This is a genomic window from Pseudomonas sp. Pseusp16 (assembly GCF_047324915.1).
In the GTDB taxonomy this organism is placed as follows: Bacteria; Pseudomonadota; Gammaproteobacteria; order Pseudomonadales; family Pseudomonadaceae; genus Aquipseudomonas; species Aquipseudomonas fluorescens_CD.
Window position 1 is genome coordinate 5,473,581 of the sequence record NZ_CP168522.1, and the last position, 26,548, is coordinate 5,500,128.

Sequence of the window (26,548 nt, forward strand, 5' to 3'; positions counted from 1 at the left end):
CACGCCTATCAGGCCTTTATGCTTGATCAGGTTGTATGGGTTTGCGACGGAAGGTGGATATTTATCAACTAAATTCTGCTTTTTCGCCGATTTTGCTGCTTTAGTCCTATGAGAAATCGATTTCTTGAGGCGCCGATGAGCACCTCGACAAAATGTTGCGCGTGAACAAGCTGAGTCAATCGCAGTCTGTTCTGCATCGAATATTTAATTGCCGGGGCGCCATTGGCGCGTCGCTACCGTGAGATAGCCGTCCTCCATGTTTGGTTCCAACGACGACAAGAAGACCCCAGCTGCGGCTGGCGAGAAGAAAAGCCTGTTCGGATGGCTGCGCAAAAAGCCGCAGGAACCCGCCGTCGAACAGCCACAACCCGCTCCTGAGCCAGCGCCTGCCGCGGCTCCGGTAATAGAACAAGCGTCCGCGCCGGTGGTCCTGCCGACTGCAGAGCCAGTACTGCAACAGCAGGTCGAACCTGTCCGCGAAATCATCGGGCAGCCGCTGACTACCGCTGCCGAGCCATGGCTGACCTTACCTGTGGCGGAAGAGGCCGTGGCACTGGTCGAGAATGACCTGGCACCCCATGTGACCCCGCCGATTCCGGCCTCGGCGGCGTTCACGCCGGCACCGGTCCATGCGCCTGTGGTCGAGCCGGTGGTGGCCCCCGTCGTTATGGCTGCACCTGCACCGGTTGCTCCGCCCGTCGTAGCCCCGGTAGTCCCGGTTGTTGCAGCAGCTGCTCCCGTCCCGGCTCCGGTCGAAACCCCGGCCGCGCCGGCACGCACCGAAGAAACCAAGGCCGGTTTCTTTGCCCGTCTCAAGCAAGGCCTGTCCAAGACCAGCGCCAGTATTGGCGAAGGCATGGCCAGCCTGTTTCTGGGCAAGAAGGTCATCGATGACGAGCTGCTTGAAGATCTCGAGACGCGTTTGCTGACCGCCGATGTCGGCGTAGAAGCCACGTCGGTGATCATTCAGCGTTTGACGCAAAAGGTCGCGCGCAAAGAGCTGGCCGACGCCGATGCCCTGTACAAATCCCTGCAAGCCGAGCTGGCCGCCATGCTCAAGCCTGTCGAGCAGCCGCTGAAAGTCACCTCGCAGAACAAGCCGTTCGTGATTCTGGTCGTCGGCGTCAACGGTGCCGGCAAGACCACCACCATCGGCAAGCTGGCGAAGAAACTGCAGCTGGAGGGCAAGAAAGTCATGCTGGCAGCCGGCGATACCTTCCGTGCGGCGGCGGTGGAGCAGTTGCAGGTCTGGGGCGAGCGCAACAAGATCCCGGTGATCGCGCAGCACACTGGCGCTGACTCGGCTTCGGTGATCTTCGACGCCGTGCAGGCCGCCAAGGCTCGTGGCATCGATGTGCTGATCGCCGACACCGCCGGTCGCCTACACACCAAAGACAACCTGATGGAAGAGCTGAAAAAAGTTCGCCGGGTGATCGGCAAGCTCGACGCCGACGCACCTCACGAAGTGCTGTTGGTGCTTGACGCCGGCACCGGCCAGAACGCCATCAACCAGGCCAAGCAATTCAACCAGACCGTCGAACTGACTGGCCTGGCGCTGACCAAGCTCGACGGCACCGCAAAAGGCGGGGTAATTTTCGCCCTGGCCAAGCAATTCGGCCTGCCGATCCGCTACATCGGCGTCGGCGAAGGCATCGACGATTTGCGTACCTTTGAAGCAGAACCCTTTGTCCAGGCATTGTTTGCCGAGCGGGAGCGTTCATGATTCGTTTCGAACAGGTCGGTAAACGCTACCCGAACGGTCACGTCGGCTTGCATGAGCTGAGCTTTCGAGTCCGTCGTGGCGAGTTTCTGTTTGTCACCGGCCATTCCGGTGCCGGTAAATCCACCCTGTTGCGCCTGTTGCTGGCGATGGAGCGCCCGACCAGCGGCAAGTTGCTGCTCGCCGGGCAAGACCTGAGCACCATCAGCAACGCGCAGATACCTTTCCTGCGTCGGCAGATCGGCGTGGTGTTTCAGAATCACCAGTTGCTGTTCGATCGCACGGTGTTCAATAACGTCGCGTTGCCATTGCAGATCCTGGGCCTGTCCAAGGCCGAGATCGCCAAGCGCGTGGACTCGGCACTGGAGCGCGTGGCGCTGTCGGATAAAACCGATCTGTACCCGGGTGACCTGTCCACCGGTCAGCAACAGCGCGTCGGTATCGCCCGCGCCATCGTCCACCGTCCGGCCTTGCTGCTGGCGGACGAACCGACCGGTAACCTCGACCCGCGTCTGGCCGCCGAAATCATGGGTGTGTTCGAAGACATCAACCGTCTGGGTACCAGCGTGCTGATCGCCAGTCACGACCTGGCCCTGATCGCCCGCATGCGTCACCGCATGCTGACCCTGCAACGCGGCCGATTGATCGGCGACGGGGAGGCTGCCGTATGAGTGCTACCCGCAGCCCGAAGGTTTCCGAGCGCGTGGCCCCGAAAGCCGCCGATCCGCAACCGCAAAAGAAAAAACACGACGATGACGACGGGCCGGACTTCGCCACGTTGTTCCGTGCCTGGATCGAAAGCCATCGTGCCAGCCTGGTGGACAGCCTGCGCCGTCTGGGCAAACAACCCATCGGCAGTTTTTTCACCTGCATGGTGATGGCGGTGGCCTTGAGTTTGCCCATGGGCCTGTCACTTTTGCTAAGTAACGTCGAACGTCTGGGCGGTTCCTGGCAGCGCGCGGCACAGATTTCCCTGTATCTGGAAATCGAGGCGAGCCCAGCGCAAGGCGAAGCGTTGCGCGATCAGATCAAGGGTATGCCCGGCGTCGCCGAGGCCGAATATGTTGGCCGGGAGCAGGCGCTGGAAGAGTTCCAGCAACAGTCCGGTCTGGGTGAGGCGCTCAAGGAACTGCCGGAAAACCCGTTGCCGGGCGTGGTGTTGGTAACGCCGACCGAAGTCGACAAGCCAGCCCTTGAAGCATTAAGACAAAAACTTTCCGAGTTGCCGAAGGTACAGCAGGCGCAACTTGATTTAGTCTGGGTCGAGCGTCTGGCCGCCATCCTCAAGCTGGGTGACCGTTTTGTCTTCGGTCTGACCGTGCTCCTGGTTTCTGCATTACTTTTGGTGATAGGCAATACCATTCGTCTTCATATTGAAAACCGCCGCACAGAGATAGAAGTGATTAAACTGGTCGGCGGCACTGACAGCTATGTACGCAGGCCCTTTCTATATATGGGCGCGCTGTACGGCTTCGGTGCGGGGATTCTGTCTTGGGGCGTACTGGCGTTCGGCCTTGACTGGCTGAACGATGCAGTGGTGGGGCTGGCCGGCTTGTACGGCAGTGACTTTGCGCTGGCTGGAGTGCCAGTTGCCGACGGTCTGTCTCTCTTGCTTGGCGCGGTGCTGTTGGGGTATATCGGTGCATGGATTGCAGTCGCACGCCACCTGAGGGAGCTTGCGCCTAAGTAGTATCATTTTGCTCGTATTGACCTTTCAGCGTTTATGGGTTTTAGGGAACTTGTCTTTCGGTTTCCGGTCAATTTTCGCAGTGCTGAACTGCACGAGTTTGTAAGTCGGAGGTTTTTTCGTATGACCAATTCTTTGCAACCTGCATATGCTCTGGTCCCGGGTGCGAACCTGGAGGCCTATGTGCACACCGTCAACAGCATTCCATTGCTGTCGCCGGAGCAGGAGCGTGAACTGGCCGAGAGTCTCTATTATGAGCAGGATTTGGGGGCGGCTCGGCAGATGGTGCTCGCCCACCTGCGTTTTGTCGTACATATCGCCCGTAGCTATTCCGGCTACGGCCTGGCTCAGGCTGACCTGATCCAGGAAGGCAACGTCGGCCTGATGAAGGCCGTGAAACGCTTCAACCCGGAAATGGGCGTGCGCCTGGTGTCCTTTGCCGTGCACTGGATCAAGGCGGAAATCCACGAGTTCATCCTGCGCAACTGGCGCATCGTGAAAGTCGCGACCACCAAGGCCCAGCGCAAGCTGTTCTTCAATCTGCGCAGCCAGAAGAAACGTCTGGCCTGGTTGAATAACGAGGAAGTCCATCGCGTAGCGGAAAGCCTGGGTGTAGAGCCTCGGGAAGTCCGCGAGATGGAAAGTCGCCTGACCGGCCATGACATGGCCTTCGACCCGGCTGCCGAAGCGGACGACGACAGTGCATTCCAGTCGCCGGCCAACTATCTGGAAGACCACCGGTACGACCCGGCGCGTCAACTGGAAGACGCCGACTGGAGCGACAACTCCAACCACAACCTGCACGAAGCGCTGGAAGTGCTGGACGACCGCAGCCGTGACATCCTCTACCAGCGCTGGCTGGCGGAAGAAAAAGCCACGCTGCACGACCTGGCGCAGAAGTACAACGTGTCGGCCGAGCGTATTCGCCAACTCGAGAAGAGCGCGATGAACAAGCTCAAGTTGTCGATCGCCGCGTAACTGGCGAGCAGGCAATAAAAAACGCCCCGATCATTGATCGGGGCGTTTTTGTTTGTGCCCATTTTTCAAGTCCACCCAGGCCCCTGTGGGAGCGGGCTTGCCCGCGATGGTCGTGAACGATAACGCGTAAAGCCAGATGCCCAGCGGCGCACTTGGGTTTTTCGCGAGCAGGCTCGCTCCTACAGGGGAAGGCGTCGTGTTATTGAGACCACGGCGCCCGGCGCGAATCGTTGAGACCTGCCAGATAGCTTCCACCACCCAGCTGACTCATCTGCCGTCGTATCCAGCCGGCACGACGCGCGACGTAGGAAGTAGGGTGACTAGCGCTCCAGACTCGCGGGTTGGGCAATACGGCGGCCAGTAAGCTCGATTGCTGGCGGCTGAGAGTTTTAGCGCTTACACCGAAGTGATACCGGGCTGCTGCCTCTGCACCAAACACCCCTTCATCCCATTCGACGCTATTGAGATAAACCTCAAGAATCCGCTGCTTGGGCCAGAGCACTTCAATCAACGCGGTAAACCAGGCCTCCAGGCCTTTGCGCAGCCAGCTGCGGCCGGACCACAGGAACAGGTTTTTCGAGACTTGCTGGCTCAGGGTGCTGGCGCCGCGGATCGAACCGCCGCGCTCGTTATGGGCAAACGCGGCCTGAATCGCGCCGATATCGAAGCCCCAGTGCTCGGAGAACTTCTGGTCTTCCCCGGCAATCACGGCGACTTTCAGGTCATCGGAGATCTCGTCCCAGGGTTTCCAGGTCCGTTGCAGGTCAATGGGTTCGCCATCGAACCAGGATTCGATCTTGCGCTCGACCATCAGCGCCGTCCCCGGTGGCGGTACCACGCGAAAGATCAGCACCAGCAATACGCTGCCACCCATGAACCAGAGCACGGCCTTGGTGAAAAGACGAAAATAGATACGCAGCATATAGATGGCTTGGCCGAACCCGTTGAGCGGGCCATTATACAGACCCTGTTGATCGAGTCTGACTGGAGTTCTGCATGCTGCGTGGCTTTCTGATGCTGGCCGCTTTTTTCGGCTTCACCGGTGTCGGCCTTGGGGCTTTTGCCGCCCACGGCCTGAAAAGCCGTCTGACCCCTGAATATCTGACGATTTTTCATACCGGCGTCACCTATCAACTGGTGCATACCCTGGCGCTGCTGGGCGTGGCGCTGTTGGCCGCGCAGGTTCCCGGCCGTTTGCTCACCTGGGCCGGCGCATCCTTTGCCATCGGCATCCTGCTGTTCTCCGGCAGCCTGTACGTGCTCACGCTGACCGGTGTCAGCAAGCTTGGCATCGTCACCCCGTTCGGCGGCCTGGCCTTCCTCGCGGGCTGGCTCTGCCTGGGCCTCGCCGCCTGGCGACTGACGTGATCCTGTGGGAGCGAGCTCGCTCGCGATGGACGTCAACGGTAACGCTGGAAACCTGACACCCCGAGGTGTTTTCGGGTCCATCGCGAGCAAGCTCGCTCCTACAGGGCCCCATTACAGACGAATGGCTTGGGTCGACCTGACTGATCGGGCTAGAATGCCTGCCCCTAAAAATGATGGCGGCATCCGGCATGCGCATTCAGTTGAACGGCGAATCCTTTGAACTGCCCGACGGTGAAACCGTTGCGGCCCTGCTGACCCGTCTGGACCTGACCGGGCGTCGGGTGGCGGTCGAACTCAATCTGGATATCGTCCCGCGCAGCCAGCACGCAGACACCACGTTGAACGACGGCGACAACGTCGAAGTGGTGCACGCCATCGGCGGCGGCTAGTGGTCTCGGCCGAGTGGCCGCAGAATTCTGCAAGAACCTCACCCCTACAGAGGATTTCCCATGAGCATCGTTCGTAGCGACAAGCCTTTCGTCCTGGCCGGTCGTACTTACCAGTCGCGTTTGCTGGTCGGTACCGGCAAGTACCGTGACATGGAAGAAACCCGCCAGGCCATCGAAGCCTCGGGTGCCGAAATCGTCACTTTCGCCGTGCGCCGCACCAACCTCGGACAGATCGAGGGCGAGCCGAATCTGCTTGAAGTGCTGTCGCCGGATCGCTACACCTTCCTGCCGAACACCGCCGGTTGTTACGACGCTATCGAGGCCGTGCGCACCTGCCGCCTGGCCCGTGAGCTGCTCGATGGCCACAACCTGGTGAAGCTGGAAGTGCTGGCGGATCAGAAAACCCTGTTCCCCAACGTGATCGAAACCCTCAAGGCCGCCGAAACGCTGGTCAAGGAAGGCTTCGACGTGATGGTCTACACCAGTGACGATCCGATCATTGCCCGGCAACTGGCGGAAATCGGCTGCATCGCGGTCATGCCGCTGGCCGGTCTGATCGGTTCGGGTCTGGGGATCTGCAACCCGTACAACCTGCAGATCATTCTCGAAGAAGCGAAAATCCCGGTGCTGGTGGATGCCGGTGTCGGTACCGCTTCCGACGCCACCATCGCCATGGAACTGGGTTGTGATGCAGTGCTGATGAACTCGGCCATCGCCCATGCCCAGCAGCCGGTCATGATGGCTGAAGCCATGAAACATGCGATCGTCGCAGGCCGCCTGGCCTACCTCGCCGGCCGTATGCCGAAAAAACTCTATGCCAGCGCCTCTTCGCCGCTGGATGGTCTGATCAAGTAAGAGCCATTGATGACTGAATCGAACGACACGCCTATCCAGACGGAAGAAGGCGACGAGCGCCAACACCGCCGCATCAAGAGTTTCGTGATGCGTGCCGGGCGCATGACCGAAGGCCAGCAACGCGGCCTGGAGCAGGGCGCGCCGCTGTTCGTGCTGCCGCTGGCCGACGCGCCGGTGGACTTCGACCAGGTGTTCGGTCGCTCGGCACCGCGCTCGCTGGAAATCGGTTTCGGCATGGGCCATTCGCTGCTGGAAATGGCGGCGGCGGCTCCGGATCAGGATTTCATCGGCGTGGAGGTTCACCGGCCGGGTGTCGGGGCGCTGCTCAATGGCGTGCTGACCCAGGGTTTGACCAACCTGCGAGTCTACGATTGCGACGCCATCGAAGTGCTCAACCGCTGCGTGGCCGATAACAGCCTCGATCGCCTGATGCTGTTTTTCCCGGACCCGTGGCACAAGAGCCGTCATCACAAGCGCCGTATCGTTCAGGCGTCCTTCGCTGAGCTGGTGCGCAGCAAGTTGAAGGTCGGCGGCATTCTGCACATGGCCACCGACTGGGAACCGTACGCCGAATACATGCTGGAAGTGATGAGCGTTGCACCGGGTTACCGCAACCTTGCCGAAGACGGCAAGTGCGTACCGCGCCCGGCCGAGCGCCCGATCACCAAGTTCGAACGCCGTGGCGAACGTCTTGGGCATGGCGTGTGGGATCTGAAGTTCGAAAAACAGTCCTAAACTTCACACAATCCAAACTGTAGGAGCGAGCCTGCTCGCGATGAATCCGAGAGCGGCGCGGGCATTCAGAATCCCCGCGTCATCGTTGACGACCATCGCGAGCAGGCTCGCTCCTACAGTGGCTTTGTGTTGGTCAAAAATTCAGCGGCGGTCGGCTACGACGCCAATGAGCACCAGCACCACCAGCAACACCGGCGCGAGGCTGTAGTTGTTGAACTGGCTCAAGCCGCGCACGACCCATGGCGTGGCGTAGATCAGCGCCGCGCCGCTGCCGATCATGCACAGCAGGGACATCAGTGGCACGCGCAAGGCGCCGGCGATGCTGCCCAGACGCTGCTCGACCCAGCCTTTGAAATCCGCACCAAACAGCACCAGCAGGCAGCCCACCAGGGCCAGGGCGATTTCCGAGAGGTTGCTGCGGCTCCAGCGGGATACTGTGGCCAGCAGGTCGAGTATCAGATCCATTCGATTTCCTTATGTCAGAAATTTCTGCAGCAAGTCGTTGAGGAAGAGCTGTCCGCGCTCGGTGGCCGCCAGACGTGACGGTTCGACCCGTAACAGGCCGCTTTGTTCTGCGTCGCGGCGACCTTCGGCGAGGCTGTCCAGCGACATACCCGTGCGTTCCGGGTACAGCCGTGATTCGACACCCTCGGTCAGGCGCAGCGCGTTCATCAGGAACTCGAACGGCATCTCTTCATTGCTCAGCGCTTTCTCGCCGGCCTTGAAGCTTTTCGCCGGATTCAGGTAATCCTTCGGCAGGCGGGTCTTCCAGGTGCGGATGATGCGCCCGTCCGGGTGACTGAGCTTGCCATGGGCGCCGGCGCCGATGCCAATGTAGTCACCAAAACTCCAGTAATTGAGGTTATGTCGCGCCGGGCGACCGGGCAGGGCATAGGCCGAGACTTCGTATTGCGCGTAACCGTGTTCGGCCAGCAGCGCTTGCCCGGCTTCCTGAATGTCCCACAGCGTGTCGTCTTCCGGCAGCGTCGGCGGCTGGTTCCAGAACACCGTGTTCGGTTCCAGGGTCAGTTGATACCACGACAGGTGTGTCGGTTTCAGGGCGATGGCTGTGCGCAGGTCGGCCAAGGCATCGTCCAGGGACTGATTCGGCAAGCCATGCATCAAGTCCAGGTTGAAGTTGTCGAACCCGGCCTGCCGCGCCATGCCGGCGGCGCGTACCGCTTCGTCGCCGTTGTGAATCCGTCCCAGGGCCTCGAGCTTTTCTTGCTGAAAGCTCTGGATGCCGATCGACAGACGATTGATCCCCAGTTTCCGGTACGCCACGAACTTGTCCTGCTCGAACGTCCCCGGATTGGCTTCCAGAGTGATTTCGATATCGCTGGCAAACGGGATGCGTTGCTCGACGCCCTTGAGCAAACGGCCCAGCGCCTTGGCGCTGAACAGGCTTGGCGTGCCGCCACCAAAGAAGATCGAGCTCAGCTCACGACCATGGACGGCGTGCAGGTCCTGATCGAGATCGGCGAGCAAGGCGTCGACATACTCTTCTTCCGGTAGCACAGGGCTGGCGGTGTGGGAGTTGAAGTCGCAATAAGGGCATTTGCGCACACACCACGGGATGTGGATGTACAACGCCAGGGGCGGCAGCACAGGCAAGGCCGCCCGAGGAGATTGCGCGCCACCGAAGATCAGCGGTGACGCGGATGATTCAGAAGTCATTTCAATCCCAGACGCTGGCGCAGCAGATCCATTGCACGGGCGCGGTGGCTGATCTGGTTCTTGTCGCCGGGATTGAGTTCGGCGCTGGAGCAATCGCGCTCCGGCACCCAGAACAGCGGATCGTAGCCGAAACCGTGTTCGCCGCTGGCCTGGGTCAGGATGCGTCCGTGCCACAAACCTTCGCAGAGGATCGGCAACGGATCATCGGCGTGGCGCACCAGCGCCAGTACGCAGACGAACTGCGCGCTACGTTCGGCTTCAGGCACGTCTTTCAACACGTCGAGCAGCTTGGCGTTGTTCGCCGCATCGCCCCGGCCGTCGGCATAACGCGCCGAGTAGATGCCTGGCGCTCCGCCGAGGAAATCCACCGCCAGCCCGGAATCGTCGGCCAGCGCCGGCAGGCCGGAAATGCGCGCGGCATTGCGGGCCTTGAGAATGGCGTTCTCGACGAACGACAGACCGGTTTCTTCAGGCTCGACGCTGCTGAACTCGCCGATCGAGCGCAAATGCACCGATTCGCCGAGCATGGCCTGGAGTTCCTTGAGTTTGCCGGCGTTATGGCTGGCCAGTACGAGTTGGGTGAAATTCATCATTGGCCGGGGAAAAGCTCTTGTTGGAAACTGATGGTGTTGGTTTTATCGCCGGTCTGCACCTTGATATCGAAGGTGCGGACTTCCTGCTGATCCACCGGGTATTGCGCAATGTAGTAGATCGCGCCTTGCTCGGTGATCTGTTTGAATTTCAGTGGCACGGTCTGGCTGGTCAGGTCTTTGACCGAGCCGCTCACCTGGGCCATCAGTGGCTTGCCTTCCTTGAGTACCGAAATGTTGATCACGCCCTGGTTCTTGCTGCGGATCAGTTCGGCGGACTTGGCAATGTCCGGGGTCAGGTAGGTGGAGTTGAAGGTGTTGTAATGCACCGTCACGTCACCGAAGGTTTCCTTGCGCTCGCCCTTGATGACGTCGGCGGCCATGGCGGTAACGCTCAGGCAGGCAGTGAGTAGAAATAACGCTAGACGACCCATGATCGTTCTCCTTGCAATAGGGTGAATCAGACCGCGACCTTGTGGTCGGAAAGTCCCGGACTGCTGACGCGGTAGATTCCGATCTCACCTAACAGATTAGGCCATAGCTTACTGGCCCACCCGTGCCGATGCTGTTGATCCACGGCAAGTCGATCAATGACCTTCGCTTCACGTTCGCGACACAAGGCTTCAAAGTCCGCGAAGGTGCAGAAGTGAATGTTGGGCGTGTTGTACCAGGTGTACGGCAGGAACTCGGAAACCGGCATCCGGCCCTTGCTCGCCAGGTACCAGCGGCAGCGCCAGTGACCGAAGTTGGGGAAGGTGATGATGCACTGGCGACCGACGCGCAGCATTTCGTCGAGGATCCTGTCCGGGTAGTGCACCGCTTGCAGCGCCTGGGTCATGACCACGATGTCGAAACTGTTGCTGGCAAAGTTGCCCAGGCCCTTGTCCAGGTCCTGTTCGATGACGTTGATGCCCTTGGCCACGCACTCGGCGATGTTGTCGGCGTCGTTTTCCAGGCCATAACCGGTGACTTGCTTGTTATCGCGCAGCCAGGTCAGCAGTTCGCCATCGCCGCACCCGAGGTCGAGCACGCGGCTGCCGGCGGGGATCCATTCCTGGATGATTTCCAGATCAGCTCTCATGGCTTTCTCACAACGTAATGCGGTTCATGTAATTGCCGAATGCCTGCAGATAGCGCGGGATCGGAATCAGGAAGGCGTCGTGGCCTTGCGGTGCGTCGATCTCGAGGTAGCAGACGTCCTTGCGCGCGGCCATCAGCGCATCCACCAGTTCCCGCGAGCGGGCAGGGGAGAAGCGCCAGTCGGTGGTGAACGACATCACGCAGAACTTGGCCTTGGCACCTTCAAAGGTTTTTGCCAGGTTATCGTCGAAGTTCGCCGCCGGATCGAAGTAATCGAGCGCTTTGGTCATCAACAGATAGGTGTTGGCATCGAAGCGTCCGGAGAACTCTTCGCCCTGATAGCGCAGGTAGCTTTCAACCTGGAACTCGACGCTGTGGAAGTCGTAGTTGAGCTTCTCGCTCTTCAGCCCGCGGCCGAATTTCTCGCCCATGGAGTCGTCGGACAGGTAGGTGATGTGCCCGACCATCCGCGCCAGCATCAGGCCGCGCTTGGGGATCACGTTGTGTTCCTGGAACGAACCGCCGTGGAATTCAGGATCGGTGAGGATAGCCTGGCGTGCCACTTCGTTGAACGCGATGTTCTGTGCCGACAGCTTGGGAGCCGAGGCGATGGCCAGGCAGTGACGGATGCGGTCAGGGTAGGTGATGCTCCATTGCATCGCCTGCATGCCGCCGAGGCTGCCGCCGATCACGGCCGCGAACTGGGCGATGCCGAGACGATCTGCCAGGCGCGCCTGGCTGTGTACCCAATCCTCGACGGTCAAGACCGGGAAGTCGGCGCCGAACGGGTTGCCGGTCTCGGGGTTGATGCTGCTCGGGCCGGTGGAGCCGTTGCAGCCGCCGAGGTTGTTCAGGCTGACCACGAAGAACTTGTTGGTGTCGATTGGCTTGCCGGGGCCGATGCAGCTGTCCCACCAACCGGGCTTGCGGTCGTCGGGGCTGTGATAGCCTGCGGCGTGGTGGTGCCCGGACAAGGCGTGGCAGATCAGCACGGCGTTGCTCGCCGTGGCGTTCAGCGTGCCGTAGGTTTCGTAAATCAGGTCATAGGCCGGGAGCGAACGTCCACAGGCCAAGGCCAGCGGCTCGCTGAAGTGCGCCACTTGCGGCGTCACCAGACCAACAGAATCGGGGGGAAAGGCAGCTGGCATCGACCCTGCTCTCATTGAAATGAGGCGTAAGTCTAAAGACCGCTGGGGTTAGCGGCAAGCAAAGGCCGGGCCTGATTTCATTCAACAAGACCGAGGTGTGCCATTCGCGAGCAAGCCCGCTCCCACAGGGGGAACGCATTCGATGTGGGAGCGGGCTTGCTCGCGAAGGCAGCACCTCGGTATATCAGTTCTGTCGCACCAGTCCAGGCAAATCCGGCAACTTCTTCGGTGAGCAGATTCGCACCCGTTTCTGCCGGTTCAGCTCGCCACTGATCAGGCTGACCTGGCTCCTGGACACGCCAAAGGCCTTGGCCAGAAAGGCCATCAGGTACGCGTTGGCCTTGCCCTCGACTGGCGGCGCGGTCAGGCGGATCTTCAGGCGATCGCCGTGCAGCCCGCAGAAATCATCGCTACGGGCTGCCGGTTGCAGGTGACACTCCAGAATCAGGTCGTCACCGTCCCAGCGAAACCAGCTCACCGGGTCAGATCAGCACGCGGAGGATTTCCGGCATCATGGTCATCGCGGCGAGGTTGTTGATCACCAGCATGTCGATCAGTTTGATCGCCAGGAATGCAAAGATTGGCGACAGATCAAGCCCGCCAAGGTTTGGCAGGAACTTGCGGAACGGCGCCAGGGCCGGTTCGCAGATGTCGTTCACCAGTTCAGCGCCCGGGTTATGGCTGCCCGGGGCGACCCAGGACAGGATCACGCTGATGATCAGGGCAAAGAAGAAAATCTTCAGGAACAGCGCGGTCACCCCAATGATCGACCAGATCAGCAGTTGCAGCGGGTTGCCGGTGGTGCCGTAGGTCAGCAACAGGGTCAGGGCCATCAGCGCCAGTTGCACCAGGATCGCCAGCACCAGCGAGGACATGTCCAGGCCGAACATGCTCGGGATGATCCGGCGCAGCGGCTTGAGCAGCGGCTGGGTAGCCTTCACGGCGAACTGGCAGAGCGGGTTGTAGAAGTTCGCCCGCACCAGTTGCAGCACGAAACGCATCAGCACGATCAGCAGGTACAGGCTGCCGAGGGTTTGCAGCACGTAGACCGCTGCGGTGTTCAATCCAATCATGAAAAGCTCCTTATTGACCCAGTTGTTCGGCCATCTCGGCCGAGCGATGCGCGGCAGCGCCGAGTGCTTTTTCAACCAGGGCTTCAAAGCCATTGGCCTGGAACGACTTGATTGCAGCTTCCGTGGTGCCCGCAGGCGAGGTGACACGGCGGCGCAACTCGGCCGCGTCGACGTCGCTGGAGACCGCCATGTGTGCGGCGCCCAGTGCGGTTTGCAGCGTCAGTTGCGCGGCGATGTCCGCTGGCAGGCCGAGTTTCACGCCGGCGGCGGTCATGGCCTCGATCAGCAGGAAGAAATACGCCGGACCCGAGCCGGAAACGGCGGTGACGGCGTCCAGTTGCTGCTCTTCATTCAGCCATAGGGCGATACCGACCGCGGACAGCAGCTCCTGGGCCTGCTGACGCTGTTCAACTGACACTTCGGCTGTTGCGAACAGGCCGCTCGCGCCCTGACGTACCAGCGCCGGGGTGTTGGGCATGCAGCGCACGATCGGCTGGGCACCGAGCCAGTTATTCATGCTGGCGCAGGTGATGCCTGCGGCAATCGAAACCACCAGTTGATCGGGCTTGAGGCTTGGGCGCAGGGCTTCGCACACGGCTTTCATCGCCTGGGGCTTGACCGCGAGGACGACGACGTCGGCGCCATCGATGGCCTGGGCGTTGTCGGCGAAGGTTTCGATACCGTGTTCAGCGCTCACGCGGGCGCGGGTTTCTTCGCCCGGATCGCTGGCGCGGATCTGTGTGGCTTCCAGACCCTTGGCCCGCAGGCCGCCGATCAGGCTGGCGGCCATGTTGCCGGCACCGATAAAGGCAATACGTGTCTTGCTCATGTCAGGTCCTTATTCAGAAGTGTGTCAGCCATCGTTCATGGCTGGCTGTAGTCGCGAGCACCAAACAGGGCCGTACCGATGCGGACCCAGGTGGCGCCCTGGGCGATGGCCGACTCAAGGTCGTGGCTCATGCCCATGGAAAGTGTGTCGAGCGGCAGGTTCAGGCTGGTTTGCAGGCTTTTGATCAGGTCGCGCACGGCAGCAAACGCGGCATCCTGGGCGGCGCGATCTTCGGTCGGCTCGGGGATGGCCATCAACCCGCGCAGATTCAAGCGCGGCAAGGCGCTGATGGCGCTGGCCAGGGCCGGCAGGTCGGCCGGGGTGCAACCGGATTTGCTGGCTTCACCGCTTACGTTGACCTGAATGCAGATGTTCAGCGGCGGCAAGTCGGCGGGACGTTGTTCGGACAGGCGTTGTGCGATTTTCAGGCGATCCACGGAATGCACCCAGTCGAAATGTTCGGCGATAGCGCGAGTCTTGTTCGATTGAATGGGGCCGATGAAGTGCCAGATCAAGGGCAGGTCGGCCAGTTCGAGCTGCTTGCCCAGCGCTTCCTGCAGGTAGTTCTCGCCAAAGTCACGCTGGCCGGCGGCGTAGGCTTCACGCAGGTCTTGTGCAGGCTTGGTCTTGCTCACGGCCAACAGCTGGACGCAGTTTTCGGCGCGGTTGGCGGCGAGTGTCGCGGCATGGATGCGCGAACTAACTTCGAGAATGTTGTCTGCTATGGTGGACATCAAGAGGCGCCAGCGGTCTGAAGGTTCGCGGCATTCTACTGGAATTGAGGGGCGCAATGGATATCACCGAGCTGCTGGCGTTCAGCGCTAAACAGGGCGCATCCGACCTGCACTTGTCCGCCGGCCTGCCGCCGATGATTCGGGTGGATGGCGATGTGCGACGCATCAACCTGCCGGCCATGGACCACCAGCAGGTGCAGGCGCTGGTCTTCTCCATCATGAATGACGCCCAGCGGGTTGACTTCGAGAAGCATCTGGAAATCGATTTTTCCTTTGAAGTGGCCGGTGTGGCGCGTTTTCGGGTCAATGCGTTCAATCAGAACCGTGGCGCGGGCGCCGTGTTTCGTACCATCCCGTCAAAAGTGCAGAGCATGGACGAACTGGGCATGGGAGAAGTGTTTCGCAAGATGACTGACGCTCCCCGTGGCCTGGTGCTGGTGACCGGCCCGACCGGTTCCGGCAAATCCACCACGCTGGCGGCGATGATCGATTACCTCAATACCCATCGCCATCACCACATCCTCACCATCGAGGACCCTATCGAGTTCGTTCACGAGTCGCGCAAGTGCCTGATCAATCAGCGTGAAGTTCATCGCGATACCCGTAGTTTCGCCACCGCGTTGCGTTCGGCGCTGCGGGAAGACCCGGACGTGATTTTGGTGGGGGAGATGCGCGATCTGGAAACCATTCGCCTGGCGCTGACCGCCGCTGAAACCGGCCATCTGGTGTTCGGCACTCTGCACACCACGTCGGCGGCGAAGACCATCGACCGGGTGGTCGACGTGTTTCCGGGGGACGAGAAGTCGATGGTGCGCTCGATGCTCTCCGAGTCGCTGCTGGCGGTGGTATCCCAGGTGCTGGTGAAGAAGGTCGGTGGCGGGCGCATCGCGGCCCACGAGATCATGCTGGGGACGTCGGCGATCCGGAGCCTGATCCGCGAGGACAAGGTGGCGCAGATGTACTCGGCGATTCAGTCGGGAGGGGCATTGGGAATGCAGACGCTGGATATGAGTTTGAAAGGCTTGGTGACCAAGGGTTTGATCAGTCGTGATCATGCGCAGGAGAAGGCGCGGTCGCCGGATGGTTTTTGAGGAGGATTTGCGGTGCTTTCAAGGGCCTCTTCGCGAGCAAGTCGGATCGCCGCACCGCCGCTCCCACAGGGGAATGCATTCCAAAGTGGGAGCGGGCTTACTCGCGAAGGGGCCATCATGTTCAAGCGCTTTCCAAGGGCATTCCCCGGAAGCTCAAATCAACGCTGAACCACACGCAACTGATTCGGCTCTTTCGGCAGAACCCGCTTGGCAACCACGTAGTGGTTTTCCCAGTACGGTTTCTTCAAAGTGTCGATGCTCACCGACTTGCCGCGACGTGGGGCGTGGATGAAGCGGTCGTTACCCAGGTAAATGGCAACGTGATTGACCCGACGGCTCTTGATGTTGAAGAAAATCAGGTCGCCCGGCTTCAGGTCGTCGCGATCGACTTTCTCCCCATGACCGCTGGCCATGGCGTTGGAGGTGCGTGGCAGGTCGAACGTGGCGTCGTTGAACGCGTATTTCACCAGGCCGCTGCAATCGAAACCTTTGCTTGGGCTGCTGCCGCCCCAGCGATAGGGAGTGCCAAGGACGTTCACAGCGCGACTCAGCACGTTGCTGCTTTCCTTGGTGCCCATCGGTGGAACCAGGCCGCTGTTTTCGCTGGCCAGTGTCGGAGCATGTTTAGCGAATTTCTTGTCTTTGCTCGAAGGAGCAGAAACATGGGATTTGGGGGTGTAACCATTAACGTTAGGAAGACGTTGCTCACGATTGGTGGCGTGGGCGGCCAGTGGCATCAAAAGGCAAATGGTTAGCCATGTCTTGAAAAATGAACGCATTAGGCAAGGCTCTTAATAAGTTGGCGCGCAACTTTATAACAGCTTTTTTGCCGCCTCCGAGGCCGTTGGTCGATTCAACCTGGGGGGCAATGGCGGCAAAATAGCGGCAAATTGGCGCAATTGTCCGACACAAGTCAGGTGTTACAAGGCTTTGACGGGAGTGAAGGTAGCACCTGCCATACGTCGGGTGCCTGTAAAAAAGTCACAAAGAAATGAAGAATATTTATCTATCGCGCGAATCGAGGTCATTCATGAACCCCTATCAACAGACAGTCCAGCAGCAAGACACCCACAGCAAAGTGATCGGTTACCTGCTATGGATTTTCGGCTTTACCGGCGCTCATCGCTTCTATTACGGCAAGCCGGTGACCGGGACGATCTGGTTCTTCACCTTCGGCTTGCTGGGCATCGGTTGGCTGATCGACATCTTCCTGATCCCGTCCATGGACCGTGAAGCGGACCTGAGGTTCACCGCCGGGCCGATCGAATACAACGTGGCGTGGATTCTGCTGACGTTTCTCGGGGTGTTTGGCGTGCACCGGATGTATCAGGGGAAATGGATCAGTGGGCTGCTTTACCTGCTGACGGGTGGGTTGTTCTTTATTGGCGTGCTGTATGACTTCTGGACGCTGAATGACCAGGTTTCCGTGCGTAACGCACAGAGTCGCTGATTAATGTGGCGAGGGGCAGGCCCCCTCGCCGCAGGTTTTTACTTCTGGTGACTAGTCCAGCTATCTGCCCGCTTGAATTACAGCCTATGAGTGGTTACTGAAATGCTTTCAGTAATTGAAGCTGAAGCGTTAAAAATGCCATTGTGCTGAAGCTGTATAAGATTGAAATGATGAAGTGGTTTGGGATGGCCCAGTAATTTATGCTATCGGCGAGAATCGCAAGCGATGCAATTGCAACTATTAATGCTGATATTTTTATCAAGGTTGAATTGGTGTGGCGGGCTTTTCTGTATAAAAATATTTGCATTAGGTGAAATATGAATAACACTAAGCCCGCAATCAGGATTGCGCCTATTGGTATTCCGATTGAGTCTCGATTTATGTCGTAAATGCCTGCGCTCAAATTTCTTTCTATGGTAAATATTGCTACGCTGGAAGTGATCGCTAAAAGTAAAGGGTAGATGTAGTTCAGGTGTTTGTAGAGAGTCTTCATGTGGGCTCTTCTTGAGTGCAGTTGATAGTTGAAAACTCTAACGGATTTATCTATTGCAGATCCGGCTGGAAGCCAGTTCCAGTTAGCCTTATTTTGTGCTCTCCTGTTATGTCGATTTCATAATCCGTTCCTGAGAATACCCTGCCTGCTGTGGTTAAAATCTCGAGTAGTGTTGATCTGTTGCTTTCGTTGAAGTCGTATAAGTCAGTATAGGCCTTTGCAGTTCCTTCGAAAATCCAGGAGCCGTTTTCTTCTCTTGTAAAATCTCCTTCGATTTTTAATGTTATTCGCCCTAGATAATATCCTGTGATTTTGCTGTCGTATTTAGTGTCGTAAGGTACTTTTGGATCAGATAAATAGTACCTTCCGGATTCTCTCGTGCTGGCTATGGTGTTGGCTAACAGCGGAATTTCACTCGCCTTTATGTTGAGGTCTATATTATTTATATTGACCCGCAGTTTCTCTCCATTTCCCCATAGGTAGTGAGCAAATGCTTTGACAGGGCTAAATGTTCCCCCTGATAGCTCGGTTGTTTGTGTTTCATACTTGATATTGTACAGACTTGTCGATGCTACTTTGATCAGGGCGTCCAGGTCGCTTAGTTTTTGTTGTGTTGCGAAGGTGTCGGCAAGGCTGAAGTTTACGAGTTTGTTTTTGAAGTAGGCATGAGTAATGATCGAAGAATTATTTAGTAGGTAGTTGTCGCTCTCCGTGATTTTCCAAAGGTCTTGAATGGCGCCGGAGGCGTCGTTGTTAATTGCTCTGCCCACCATTTGCAGTTCATAGGTAAAGGCTTTTATGCCACTTTTCATTTCGAGCCAAGCATGGAACATATCCATTTCGGCTGAGGTAATGATGGGGCCATCGCATAGTGGTAGTGAGTAAGTTTGTCCGTCGTTGGTGATGATGGCTTCACCGGCTCCCTGCCAATCTGCAGTCGCATAGGCTCCCCAGTTGAACCCGGGATTAACTGTAAAGCCGCCTGAGTTGCCTGTTGTTCCTTTCACTACGATAGGAGGTAGAGTAAGTCCGTTTTTCATGTATTGCTCCTTGTTTGTGCCGACTTTGTATTCAGAGGGTAATAATTTTTCCTTGTGCTGTTTTTATACTAAATGATGGGTATTGAATCTGCATTCAATAACTCTGTAGGCTATTTCTGTATGTTGCGAAGTTCTTTTCGCACAGATGGTGAGAAGTCAGGAATTTCTGTTCGCTGGATAGTTTTATTCGCCATCGCTTGTAGAAATGTTCTTGATGCGGATGTGCTGTTTGGGGAAAGGTAGTGGAGGAGGGGCTGGAGGGCTATATGACTTCTGGACGTTGAGTGATCAGGTTTCACTGCGTAACGCACAGAGTCGCGGCGCCGTTTAGTAAGTCTTCGCGAGCAGGCTCGCTCCCACAGAATTGGCGTACAGCCGCAGATTTGTGAGTCAGTACAAATCCACTGTGGGAGCGAGCCTGCTCGCGAATGCAGGCGACGCGGAGTTACGCCTGGTGGCTAATGCGGCCATCCACCAGGGTGTAACGCACTACACCTGGCAAGCTGTGGCCAATGAACGGGCAGTTTTCGCCTTTGGACAGCCAGCTTTCACCCGCCACGGTCGAGGCCGCCGGGTCGAACAGCACGATGTCCGCCGCGCCACCCACCGCCAGTTTGCCTGCCGGCAGGCGCAAGGCCTCGGCAGGGCCGACGCTCAGGCGTTTCAGTAGCGTCGGCAGGTCCAGCAAGCCGTCTTCGACCAGGGTCATTGCCAGTGGCAGCAGCAGTTCGACGCTGCTGATGCCCGGCTCGGTCGCGCCGAACGGTGCCAGTTTGGCGTCACGCTCGTGGGGTTGATGATGACTGGAGATGGCCGAGACCACGCCCGATTTCACCGCTGCGCGCAGGCCTTCGCGGTCGGCGCGGGTGCGTAGCGGTGGCTGGACGTGATACAGGCTGCTGAAATCGATCAGCGCTTCGTCGGTCAGGATCAGCTGGTACAGGGCGACATCCGCGGTCACCTTCAAGCCCCGGGCCTGGGCCTGGGCGATCAGGGCTACGCCGCGAGCGCTGGTGAGCTGGCTGAAGTGCGCGCGCACGCCGGTCTGTTCGACCAGCAGCAGGTCCCGGGCCAGGGCCACGGTTTCCGCGGTTTCCGGAATGCCGGGCAAGCCGAGGAAGCTGGCGGTCGGGCCTTCGTGGGCCAGGCCGCCTTCGGCGAGGTCGTGATCCTGGGAGTTGAAGATCACTGTCAGGTCGAAAGTCGCCGCGTAGTCCAGCGCCCGGCACAGGGTGCGGGTATTGCGGAAACTCTCCAGGCCATTGCCGAAGGCCACGCAACCGGCATCTCGCAGTGCAACCAGTTCTGCCAGCTGTTCACCGTCCAGGCCTTTGCTCAGGGCGCCAATCGGGAAAACTTTGGTGTTGCCGGCCTCACGGGCGCGGTCGAGGATCAGTTCGGCCACCGCGGAGGTGTCCAGCACCGGCTTGGTCTTCGGCGGGCAGCACAGGCTGGTCACGCCGCCAGCCGCCGCCGCGCGGGTTTCGCTGATAATCGAGCCTTTGCGGCTGTAGCCCGGCTCGCGCAGGGCAACGTTGAGGTCGACCAGGCCGGGAGCGGCCACCAGGCCTTTGGCGTCGATGGTGTCGACGGCGACAAAACCGGCCGGTGCGGCGCCAATGGCGACGATCTTGCAGGCTTCAATGTGGATATCGGTCACTTGATCCAGGCCGCTGGCCGGATCGATCACACGGGCGCCGAGAATGCTGAGCTTCACTGGGCTTTCTCCTGCTCGAATTGGCGTTGCGCAGTCTGCCCGCTCATGGCCATGGACAGTACCGCCATACGAATGGCGATCCCGTAGGTCACCTGGTTGAGGATCACCGAGTGCGGGCCGTCGGCCACCGCCGACTCGATTTCCACGCCACGGTTGATCGGCCCCGGGTGCATCACGATGGCATCGGGCTTGGCGCCGGCCAGGCGCGCGGTGGTCAGGCCGAACAGGCGGTAAAACTCGCCTTCGCTCGGCAGCAGGCCGCCGGTCATGCGTTCACGCTGCAGGCGCAACATGATTACCACGTCCACGTCTTTCAGGCCTTCGGTCATGTCGGTGTAGACCTTCACGCCGTATTGCTCGATGCCGATCGGCAGCAGGGTCTTCGGCGCGATCACGCGGATGTCCGGGCAACCGAGGGTTTTCAGGGCCAGCATGTTCGAGCGCGCGACCCGCGAGTGCAGGATGTCGCCAACGATGGCCACCGAAAGGTTTTCGAAACCGCCCTTGTGCCGGCGGATGGTCAGCATGTCGAGCATGCCCTGGGTCGGATGCGCGTGCCGGCCGTCACCGCCGTTGATGATCGCCACCTGCGGGCAGACATGCTCGGCGATGAAGTGCGCGGCACCGGAATCACCGTGACGCACGACGAACATGTCGGCGGCCATGGCTTCCAGGTTGCGCAGGGTGTCGAGCAGGGTTTCACCCTTGCTCGCCGACGACGTGGACACGTTGAGGGTGATCACGTCCGCCGAGAGCCGCTGGGCCGCCAGTTCGAAGGTGGTGCGGGTGCGGGTCGAGTTCTCGAAGAACACGTTGCACACGGTCTTGCCGCGCAGCAACGGGACTTTCTTCACGGCCCGGGCGCCGACTTCGAGGAAGGAATCGGCGGTGTCGAGGATTTCCGTCAGCAGCTCGCGGCGCAAACCGTCGAGCGAGAGGAAGTGGCGCAGCTGGCCCTGATCATTGAGCTGCAGCGGGCGCTTGGTTTCTAGAGGCGTCATCGCAAGGGGGACTCTCAATAGGGCGAATTAAAGGGCGAGGTCTTGCAGTTCGAGCGCGAGCTCCGGACCGGACAGCTTCACCCGTTCGTGGGCCGCCAGCGACAGGGTGGCGCCGACCACGTTCGGGCGGATCGGCAGCTCGCCGGCGTCCAGATCCAGCAGGCACACCAGCGTCACGCTGGCCGGGCGGCCGTAGTCGAACAGTTCGTTCATGGCGGCGCGGATGGTCCGACCGCTCATCAGCACGTCGTCGATCAGCACCAGGTGCTGGCCTTCGATCTCGAACGGCAAGGCCGAAGGGCGAACCTGCGGGTGCAGGCCGCTCTGGCTGAAATCGTCGCGGTAGAAGGACACGTCCAGGGTGCCGAGGGGCTCCGTGCTGCCCAGTTCCTTGAGCAGGGCCTGGGCCACCCAGACGCCACCGGTACGGATGCCGATGAAACGCGGGTCGCTAATGCCTCGTTTGGCCAGATAAGCGTCAAGTCGGGTCGCCATCTGGCTGATCAGTTCGGCGGGATTGGGCAGGCTCATGGTTGCTCCTTCTTGGGCTCGGGCCGGTTGTGCTGCTGGTGGCCCGGGTTGTAGCTAATAGAGACGCGCAGCGGCTCTTCAGGATTCGAACAGTGCGCCATTCTCGTCGAGCCAGCCTTGCAGCAGCAGGGCGGCAGCGATGGCATCGACCGGGTTATCGCGGTAACTGCCTTTCTGGCCGCCACGGGCCAGGCGTTCGCCCTTGGCCTCGAAGGTGGTCAGGCGCTCATCGTGGGTATAAAAGGGCAGGTTGAAGCGTCCGTTAAGGCGCCGGGCGAACTTTTCCGCGCGGGCGCACATGTCGCTGGGCGTGCCGTCCATGTTCAATGGCAGGCCGACTACCACGGCATCGGGTTTCCACTCTTTGATGAGCGCTTCGAGCTGGTTCCAGTCAGGAATGCCGTTCTGCGCTTTCAGGGTGCACAGCTCACGGGCCTGGCCGGTAACCACCTGGCCGACCGCAACGCCGATCTGTTTGGTGCCGTAGTCGAATCCGAGTATCAGCCGCAGGGCCATCAGGCGTGCCCCGCCTGGCTGGTGAGCAGGCTGAGGTTGATGCCCAGGTGTTTGGCCGCCGCTTCCAGGCGCAGCTCGCTGCTGGTGTTGAACAGGATGTCGGCATCAAACGGGCAGGTCAGCCAGGCGTTCTGCGCCAGTTCAGCCTCCAGTTGCCCGGCTTCCCAACCGGCATAGCCGAGGGCAATCAGGCTTTTTTCCGGGCCAACGCCGTCAGCGATGGCGAACAGAATGTCCTGGGTGGTCGAAAGGGACAAGTCGTCTTCCAGATCAACGGTCGCCTGGAAAGTCTTGCCCGAAGGGTGCAGGACAAAACCGCGATCGGTCTGCACCGGGCCGCCGATAAAGATCGGCACATGCTGGCAGAGCGCTGGCGGTTCGATATCCGGGCGCAATTGCTCGAGGATATCGGCCAGGTTCAGCTCTTGCGGACGGTTGACCACCAGCCCCATGGCACCATTGGCCGTGTGCTCGACGATGTAGGTCAAGGTGTGCGCAAAGTTCGGGTCGGCCATGTGCGGCATGGCGATCAGGAATTGATGCTTGAGGTAGCTGGGGCTGACGTTTTTCATGTGCGCTAGTGTGGCGTTCGGGGGGCGAACTGACAAGCTGGGGATGCATGGGAAATAGCGCAATTCTGTAGGAGCGAGCTTGCTCGCGATGGTCGTCAAGGATAACGCTGCCTGGTTGACACCCCGCGGTGCTCTCAGGTTTATCGCGAGCAAGCTCGCTCCTACAGGTGGGGGTGTGTGGTCAGTTGCTGGAGAGACGATCGCCGCGGGCAAATTTCCAGGTGCGGATGATCTCCAGCCGGTCAACATCCGACAAATCCCCGGTAAACGGTGCGAATGGCGCTGCCAGCCGGACAATCCGCTGCGCGGCCTGGTCCAGCAGCGGCTGGCCTGAAGACTCCAGCACCAGCACTTCATACAGCGAACCGTCGCGATTGATCGAGACCATCAAGCGCAAATTGCCGTAAATCTGTTTGCGCCGCGCTTCGTCGGGGTAGTTGAGGTTGCCGATGCGCTCGACTTTCTTGCGCCATTCGTCCTTGTACCAGGCGCCCTTGTCGCGCATGGTCGAGGCCGCGCTCAGGCGGTGAATGCGCGGGCGCTTGGCGTACAGCTGTTGTTCGGCCGCCAGTTCCGCTTCGAGGCTGGCGATGTCGCTGGACAGCTGCTCGCTGTCGAACGTCGGTGCCTGGACCTGGGGTTTGACCTCGGTCTTGGGCTCCTCGGTCTTGGCGGGGGCTTTTTTCGGCTTCGGCGCCACGGTGGTCACGGCCGCCTTCGGTGGCGCTTCCTGCACGTCAGGCTTGGCGGCCGGCGGTGGCGTGACTTTCTGTACCTTGTTGTCCTGGAAGGGCGCGACCTCGGTGGTCTTGGGAATCGCCTTTTTATCCAGGGTGCCGCTGCCTTGCTGATTCTCCTGGGCCAGGAAATCGGCTTTCTCAGGCTTTTTTTTGCTTTTGAAGGTGGCGAGGGTGATTTCCAGGGTTTTGCTGATCTGCTTGGGCTCGACCACTGCAAACCCGACACCCAACAGCAAGGCCAGGTGGATCAGCGCTGCCAGAAACAGGGTAAAACCGAGGCGATCGGCCGGGCGCACGCCGCGGTGGGCGAGTTCGGCAGGCAGATCGGACGGGAGTGTCATGACAAGGAAACCAACATCGCGTTTTCACAGGCCGCGCATGATAACGCAATGTTGGTTTGGCTAATCAACGTGCCTTGAGCTTCTGATCGATGGCATCCATCAACAGGCCGCCGATGTCGGTGCCAAACGCATTGTCGATCTCGCGAATGCAGGTCGGGCTGGTGACGTTGATCTCGGTCAGGTGCTCGCCGATCACGTCCAGGCCAACGAACAACAGGCCTTTCTCACGCAGGGTCGGGCCGACTTGTGCGGCGATCCAGCGGTCCTTGTCGGTCAGCGGTCGGGCTTCGCCACGGCCACCGGCGGCCAGGTTGCCGCGGGTTTCACCCTGGGCCGGAATCCGTGCCAGGCAATAATCCACTGGCTCGCCGTCGATCATCAGGATGCGCTTGTCGCCGTCCTTGATCGCTGGCAGGTAGGCCTGGCCCATGATCTGCTGGGCGCCGAGGGCGGTGAGGGTTTCGAGGATAACCGACAGGTTCGGATCGCCCGCGCGGTGACGGAAAATCGAAGTGCCGCCCATGCCGTCCAGCGGCTTGAGGATGACATCGCCGTGTTTGGCGGCGAACTCACGCAGTACGTCGGCGCGGCGGCTGACCACGGTCGGCGGCGTGCACTGCGGAAACAGTGTGGCGAACAGCTTTTCGTTGCAGTCGCGCAGGCTTTGCGGCTTGTTGACCACCAGCACGCCGGCGCGCTCGGCCTGTTCCAGCAAATAAGTGGAGTAGACGAACTCCAGGTCGAACGGTGGATCCTTGCGCATCAGGATCACGTCCAGGTCGCTCAGCAACGCATCGCTTTCAGCGCCCAGTTCGAACCATTTTTCCGGGTTGGCGAACACCTGCAGCGGACGCATCCGCGCCCGCGCCTGGCCTTCGCCCTGATACAGGTCGCGCTGTTCCATGTAGAACAGCTCCCAGCCACGCTTCTGCGCGGCCAGCAGCATGGCCAGCGAGCTATCCTTTTTATAGGAAATGCTGGCGATAGGGTCCATGACAATCCCGACGCGAACGCTCATGGGTGTTTCCTCGAAATTTGGGGGCTATGGCGACCTTTGCAGGAGCGAGCTCGCTCGCGATGGACTTCAGAGCACCGCGCTCATCCAGCGAATGCGCGTCATCGTTGACGACCATCGCGAGCTAGCTCGCTCCTACAAAAGATCAGCGTATAAAAGTGGCGTCAGAGTGGCGCCGAGTGTGTTCCCGGTCAAGGAAAAACCACCTTGCAAGCCGGCCGATAGATTGGTTTTGGAGACTGTGCTAAAAAGGCTGCCATGTCGTGCTAGCCCTTGAACATCAAGGGTTTCGAGCCGGGTTAACCGGCAAACGGACAATTTGTTTCGCAAAGGCGACGGTAGAGCATTTTATGGAACAGCATCCCAGCGCCTTGAAGGTCATGGTGATCGACGATTCGAAGACGATCCGTCGCACCGCCGAAACGCTGCTCAGGAACGTGGGTTGTGAGGTCATCACGGCCATCGACGGTTTTGATGCCCTGGCCAAGATTGCCGACAACCACCCCGGCATCATCTTTGTCGACATCATGATGCCGCGCCTGGATGGCTACCAGACCTGCGCCCTGATCAAGAACAACAGCGCGTTCAAGTCCACTCCGGTGATCATGCTGTCGTCCAAGGACGGGCTGTTCGACAAGGCCAAGGGTCGCATCGTCGGCTCCGACCAGTTTTTGACCAAGCCATTCAGCAAGGAAGAATTGCTTGATGCGATCCAGGCCCATGTTCCTGGTTTCGCCGCCGTTTTGCCGCAGTAGGACACGCACAGTGACGCTCGGCCATCGGGCCCGGCGTCGACAAGAATGGGGAAGACCATGGCACGTATTCTGATCGTCGATGACTCGCCGACCGAAATGTACAAACTGACCGGCATGCTGGAAAAGCACGGTCATGAAGTGTTGAAAGCCGAAAACGGCGCCGACGGTGTCGCCCTGGCCCGCCAGGAAAAGCCCGATGCGGTCCTGATGGACATTGTCATGCCCGGCCTCAACGGCTTCCAGGCGACCCGCCAGCTGACCAAGGACCCGGAAACCGGGCACATCCCGGTGATCATCATCACCACCAAGGATCAGGAAACCGACAAGGTCTGGGGCACGCGCCAGGGCGCCAAGGACTACCTGACCAAACCGGTCGATGAAGACACCCTGATCAAGACCCTGAACAACGTGCTGGCCGGTTGA

General features: G+C 59.7%; 33 protein-coding genes. 12 read left to right on the plus strand and 21 right to left on the minus strand.

All coding sequences use genetic code 11. From position 1 onward, the window contains the following. The first annotated feature begins 256 nt into the window (after positions 1 to 256). From ftsY to rpoH, 4 genes are all read left to right on the plus strand, one after another. On the plus strand, positions 257 to 1,723 hold the full coding sequence (ftsY, locus tag ACEN8Q_RS24800; RefSeq protein ID WP_413703865.1) for a signal recognition particle-docking protein FtsY: 1,467 nt from the start codon (positions 257 to 259) through the stop codon (positions 1,721 to 1,723). After that, on the plus strand, positions 1,720 to 2,391 hold the full coding sequence (gene ftsE / locus ACEN8Q_RS24805) for a cell division ATP-binding protein FtsE (protein WP_007975383.1): 672 nt from the start codon (positions 1,720 to 1,722) through the stop codon (positions 2,389 to 2,391). The genes ftsY and ftsE overlap by 4 nt, the downstream gene beginning before the upstream one ends. Beyond that, positions 2,388 to 3,410, plus strand: a complete 1,023-nt coding sequence (gene ftsX, locus ACEN8Q_RS24810; protein ID WP_413421792.1) for a permease-like cell division protein FtsX — start codon at positions 2,388 to 2,390, stop codon at positions 3,408 to 3,410. The genes ftsE and ftsX overlap by 4 nt, the downstream gene beginning before the upstream one ends. A gap of 120 nt (positions 3,411 to 3,530) precedes the next feature. Beyond that, positions 3,531 to 4,385 (plus strand): RNA polymerase sigma factor RpoH, encoded by an 855-nt coding sequence (gene rpoH / locus ACEN8Q_RS24815; protein WP_007975386.1) that lies wholly within the window; start codon positions 3,531 to 3,533, stop codon positions 4,383 to 4,385. Positions 4,386 to 4,584: 199 nt separating this feature from the next. On the opposite strand, the gene mtgA is transcribed toward rpoH, so the two are convergent. After that, positions 4,585 to 5,307: a monofunctional biosynthetic peptidoglycan transglycosylase gene (gene mtgA, locus ACEN8Q_RS24820; protein WP_413421790.1), complete on the minus strand. Its 723-nt coding sequence runs from the start codon at positions 5,305 to 5,307 to the stop codon at positions 4,585 to 4,587. Positions 5,308 to 5,381: 74 nt separating this feature from the next. On the opposite strand from mtgA, the gene ACEN8Q_RS24825 reads away from it, so the two are divergent. From ACEN8Q_RS24825 to trmB, 4 genes are all read left to right on the plus strand, one after another. After that, entirely contained in the window at positions 5,382 to 5,753 is a 372-nt protein-coding gene (locus ACEN8Q_RS24825) for a DUF423 domain-containing protein (RefSeq protein ID WP_413703866.1), read from the plus strand. 188 nt (positions 5,754 to 5,941) lie between these two features. Then, entirely contained in the window at positions 5,942 to 6,142 is a 201-nt protein-coding gene (gene thiS / locus ACEN8Q_RS24830; RefSeq protein WP_007953386.1) for a sulfur carrier protein ThiS, read from the plus strand. Positions 6,143 to 6,202: 60 nt separating this feature from the next. After that, on the plus strand, positions 6,203 to 6,997 hold the full coding sequence (locus tag ACEN8Q_RS24835; RefSeq protein ID WP_008019974.1) for a thiazole synthase: 795 nt from the start codon (positions 6,203 to 6,205) through the stop codon (positions 6,995 to 6,997). 9 nt (positions 6,998 to 7,006) lie between these two features. Further along, positions 7,007 to 7,732, plus strand: a complete 726-nt coding sequence (gene trmB / locus ACEN8Q_RS24840; protein WP_008019972.1) for a tRNA (guanosine(46)-N7)-methyltransferase TrmB — start codon at positions 7,007 to 7,009, stop codon at positions 7,730 to 7,732. A gap of 141 nt (positions 7,733 to 7,873) precedes the next feature. Here the strand turns inward: trmB and ACEN8Q_RS24845 are convergent, their stop codons facing one another. From ACEN8Q_RS24845 to ACEN8Q_RS24890, 10 genes are all read right to left on the minus strand, one after another. Continuing rightward, positions 7,874 to 8,197, minus strand: coding sequence for a DUF3392 domain-containing protein (locus tag ACEN8Q_RS24845; RefSeq protein ID WP_008019970.1), 324 nt, complete (start codon positions 8,195 to 8,197; stop codon positions 7,874 to 7,876). Positions 8,198 to 8,206: 9 nt separating this feature from the next. Next, positions 8,207 to 9,409 (minus strand): radical SAM family heme chaperone HemW, encoded by a 1,203-nt coding sequence (gene hemW, locus ACEN8Q_RS24850; RefSeq protein ID WP_413703867.1) that lies wholly within the window; start codon positions 9,407 to 9,409, stop codon positions 8,207 to 8,209. Continuing rightward, entirely contained in the window at positions 9,406 to 10,002 is a 597-nt protein-coding gene (rdgB, locus tag ACEN8Q_RS24855; protein WP_413421783.1) for an RdgB/HAM1 family non-canonical purine NTP pyrophosphatase, read from the minus strand. Before rdgB ends, hemW begins: the two co-directional genes overlap by 4 nt. Further along, positions 9,999 to 10,433 (minus strand): DUF4426 domain-containing protein, encoded by a 435-nt coding sequence (locus ACEN8Q_RS24860; RefSeq protein WP_102670626.1) that lies wholly within the window; start codon positions 10,431 to 10,433, stop codon positions 9,999 to 10,001. The genes rdgB and ACEN8Q_RS24860 overlap by 4 nt, the downstream gene beginning before the upstream one ends. Before the next feature lie 26 nt (positions 10,434 to 10,459). Continuing rightward, positions 10,460 to 11,080 (minus strand): methionine biosynthesis protein MetW, encoded by a 621-nt coding sequence (metW, locus tag ACEN8Q_RS24865; protein WP_057398144.1) that lies wholly within the window; start codon positions 11,078 to 11,080, stop codon positions 10,460 to 10,462. Between the two features lie 7 nt (positions 11,081 to 11,087). Beyond that, on the minus strand, positions 11,088 to 12,227 hold the full coding sequence (gene metX / locus ACEN8Q_RS24870) for a homoserine O-succinyltransferase MetX (RefSeq protein ID WP_413703868.1): 1,140 nt from the start codon (positions 12,225 to 12,227) through the stop codon (positions 11,088 to 11,090). A gap of 184 nt (positions 12,228 to 12,411) precedes the next feature. Continuing rightward, on the minus strand, positions 12,412 to 12,705 hold the full coding sequence (locus tag ACEN8Q_RS24875) for a DUF167 domain-containing protein (RefSeq protein ID WP_413703869.1): 294 nt from the start codon (positions 12,703 to 12,705) through the stop codon (positions 12,412 to 12,414). Between the two features lie 4 nt (positions 12,706 to 12,709). Then, positions 12,710 to 13,300: a YggT family protein gene (locus ACEN8Q_RS24880; RefSeq protein ID WP_413421776.1), complete on the minus strand. Its 591-nt coding sequence runs from the start codon at positions 13,298 to 13,300 to the stop codon at positions 12,710 to 12,712. 10 nt (positions 13,301 to 13,310) lie between these two features. Continuing rightward, positions 13,311 to 14,129, minus strand: a complete 819-nt coding sequence (gene proC, locus ACEN8Q_RS24885) for a pyrroline-5-carboxylate reductase (RefSeq protein ID WP_413421774.1) — start codon at positions 14,127 to 14,129, stop codon at positions 13,311 to 13,313. 35 nt (positions 14,130 to 14,164) lie between these two features. Beyond that, positions 14,165 to 14,863, minus strand: a complete 699-nt coding sequence (locus tag ACEN8Q_RS24890) for a YggS family pyridoxal phosphate-dependent enzyme (RefSeq protein ID WP_413703870.1) — start codon at positions 14,861 to 14,863, stop codon at positions 14,165 to 14,167. 56 nt (positions 14,864 to 14,919) lie between these two features. Between ACEN8Q_RS24890 and ACEN8Q_RS24895 the strand changes: the two genes are divergently transcribed. Beyond that, positions 14,920 to 15,954, plus strand: a complete 1,035-nt coding sequence (locus ACEN8Q_RS24895) for a type IV pilus twitching motility protein PilT (RefSeq protein ID WP_413703871.1) — start codon at positions 14,920 to 14,922, stop codon at positions 15,952 to 15,954. Between the two features lie 158 nt (positions 15,955 to 16,112). Here ACEN8Q_RS24895 and ACEN8Q_RS24900 read toward each other — a convergent pair whose 3' ends face one another. Next, entirely contained in the window at positions 16,113 to 16,733 is a 621-nt protein-coding gene (locus ACEN8Q_RS24900; RefSeq protein WP_413421768.1) for a C40 family peptidase, read from the minus strand. A gap of 251 nt (positions 16,734 to 16,984) precedes the next feature. Here ACEN8Q_RS24900 and ACEN8Q_RS24905 point away from each other — a divergent pair, with 251 nt between their 5' ends. After that, complete coding sequence (locus tag ACEN8Q_RS24905; RefSeq protein ID WP_413421766.1) at positions 16,985 to 17,404, plus strand: NINE protein; 420 nt, start codon at positions 16,985 to 16,987, stop codon at positions 17,402 to 17,404. 94 nt (positions 17,405 to 17,498) lie between these two features. On the opposite strand, the gene ACEN8Q_RS24910 is transcribed toward ACEN8Q_RS24905, so the two are convergent. The 9 genes from ACEN8Q_RS24910 to gshB all read right to left on the minus strand — a co-directional run bounded on the left by ACEN8Q_RS24910 (position 17,499) and on the right by gshB (position 25,373). Then, positions 17,499 to 17,897 (minus strand): hypothetical protein, encoded by a 399-nt coding sequence (locus ACEN8Q_RS24910; RefSeq protein ID WP_413703872.1) that lies wholly within the window; start codon positions 17,895 to 17,897, stop codon positions 17,499 to 17,501. Between the two features lie 50 nt (positions 17,898 to 17,947). Further along, positions 17,948 to 18,937 (minus strand): lipid II-degrading bacteriocin, encoded by a 990-nt coding sequence (locus ACEN8Q_RS24915; protein ID WP_413703873.1) that lies wholly within the window; start codon positions 18,935 to 18,937, stop codon positions 17,948 to 17,950. Positions 18,938 to 19,382: 445 nt separating this feature from the next. Beyond that, positions 19,383 to 20,654: a dihydroorotase gene (locus ACEN8Q_RS24920; protein WP_413703874.1), complete on the minus strand. Its 1,272-nt coding sequence runs from the start codon at positions 20,652 to 20,654 to the stop codon at positions 19,383 to 19,385. Further along, complete coding sequence (locus ACEN8Q_RS24925; RefSeq protein WP_085716380.1) at positions 20,651 to 21,655, minus strand: aspartate carbamoyltransferase catalytic subunit; 1,005 nt, start codon at positions 21,653 to 21,655, stop codon at positions 20,651 to 20,653. Before ACEN8Q_RS24925 ends, ACEN8Q_RS24920 begins: the two co-directional genes overlap by 4 nt. A gap of 27 nt (positions 21,656 to 21,682) precedes the next feature. After that, a complete protein-coding gene (gene pyrR / locus ACEN8Q_RS24930; protein ID WP_413703875.1) occupies positions 21,683 to 22,186 on the minus strand; it encodes a bifunctional pyr operon transcriptional regulator/uracil phosphoribosyltransferase PyrR in 504 nt (167 codons plus the stop codon). A gap of 78 nt (positions 22,187 to 22,264) precedes the next feature. Further along, on the minus strand, positions 22,265 to 22,702 hold the full coding sequence (ruvX, locus tag ACEN8Q_RS24935) for a Holliday junction resolvase RuvX (protein WP_008019952.1): 438 nt from the start codon (positions 22,700 to 22,702) through the stop codon (positions 22,265 to 22,267). Beyond that, positions 22,702 to 23,274, minus strand: coding sequence for a YqgE/AlgH family protein (locus ACEN8Q_RS24940; protein ID WP_043302493.1), 573 nt, complete (start codon positions 23,272 to 23,274; stop codon positions 22,702 to 22,704). The genes ruvX and ACEN8Q_RS24940 overlap by 1 nt, the downstream gene beginning before the upstream one ends. 181 nt (positions 23,275 to 23,455) lie before the next feature. Beyond that, positions 23,456 to 24,355: an energy transducer TonB gene (locus ACEN8Q_RS24945; RefSeq protein WP_413703876.1), complete on the minus strand. Its 900-nt coding sequence runs from the start codon at positions 24,353 to 24,355 to the stop codon at positions 23,456 to 23,458. Between the two features lie 64 nt (positions 24,356 to 24,419). Continuing rightward, positions 24,420 to 25,373, minus strand: coding sequence for a glutathione synthase (gene gshB / locus ACEN8Q_RS24950; protein ID WP_085716383.1), 954 nt, complete (start codon positions 25,371 to 25,373; stop codon positions 24,420 to 24,422). A gap of 347 nt (positions 25,374 to 25,720) precedes the next feature. On the opposite strand from gshB, the gene pilG reads away from it, so the two are divergent. Beyond that, positions 25,721 to 26,125, plus strand: coding sequence for a twitching motility response regulator PilG (pilG, locus tag ACEN8Q_RS24955; RefSeq protein WP_413703877.1), 405 nt, complete (start codon positions 25,721 to 25,723; stop codon positions 26,123 to 26,125). A gap of 57 nt (positions 26,126 to 26,182) precedes the next feature. Next, complete coding sequence (gene pilH, locus ACEN8Q_RS24960; RefSeq protein ID WP_007897961.1) at positions 26,183 to 26,548, plus strand: twitching motility response regulator PilH; 366 nt, start codon at positions 26,183 to 26,185, stop codon at positions 26,546 to 26,548.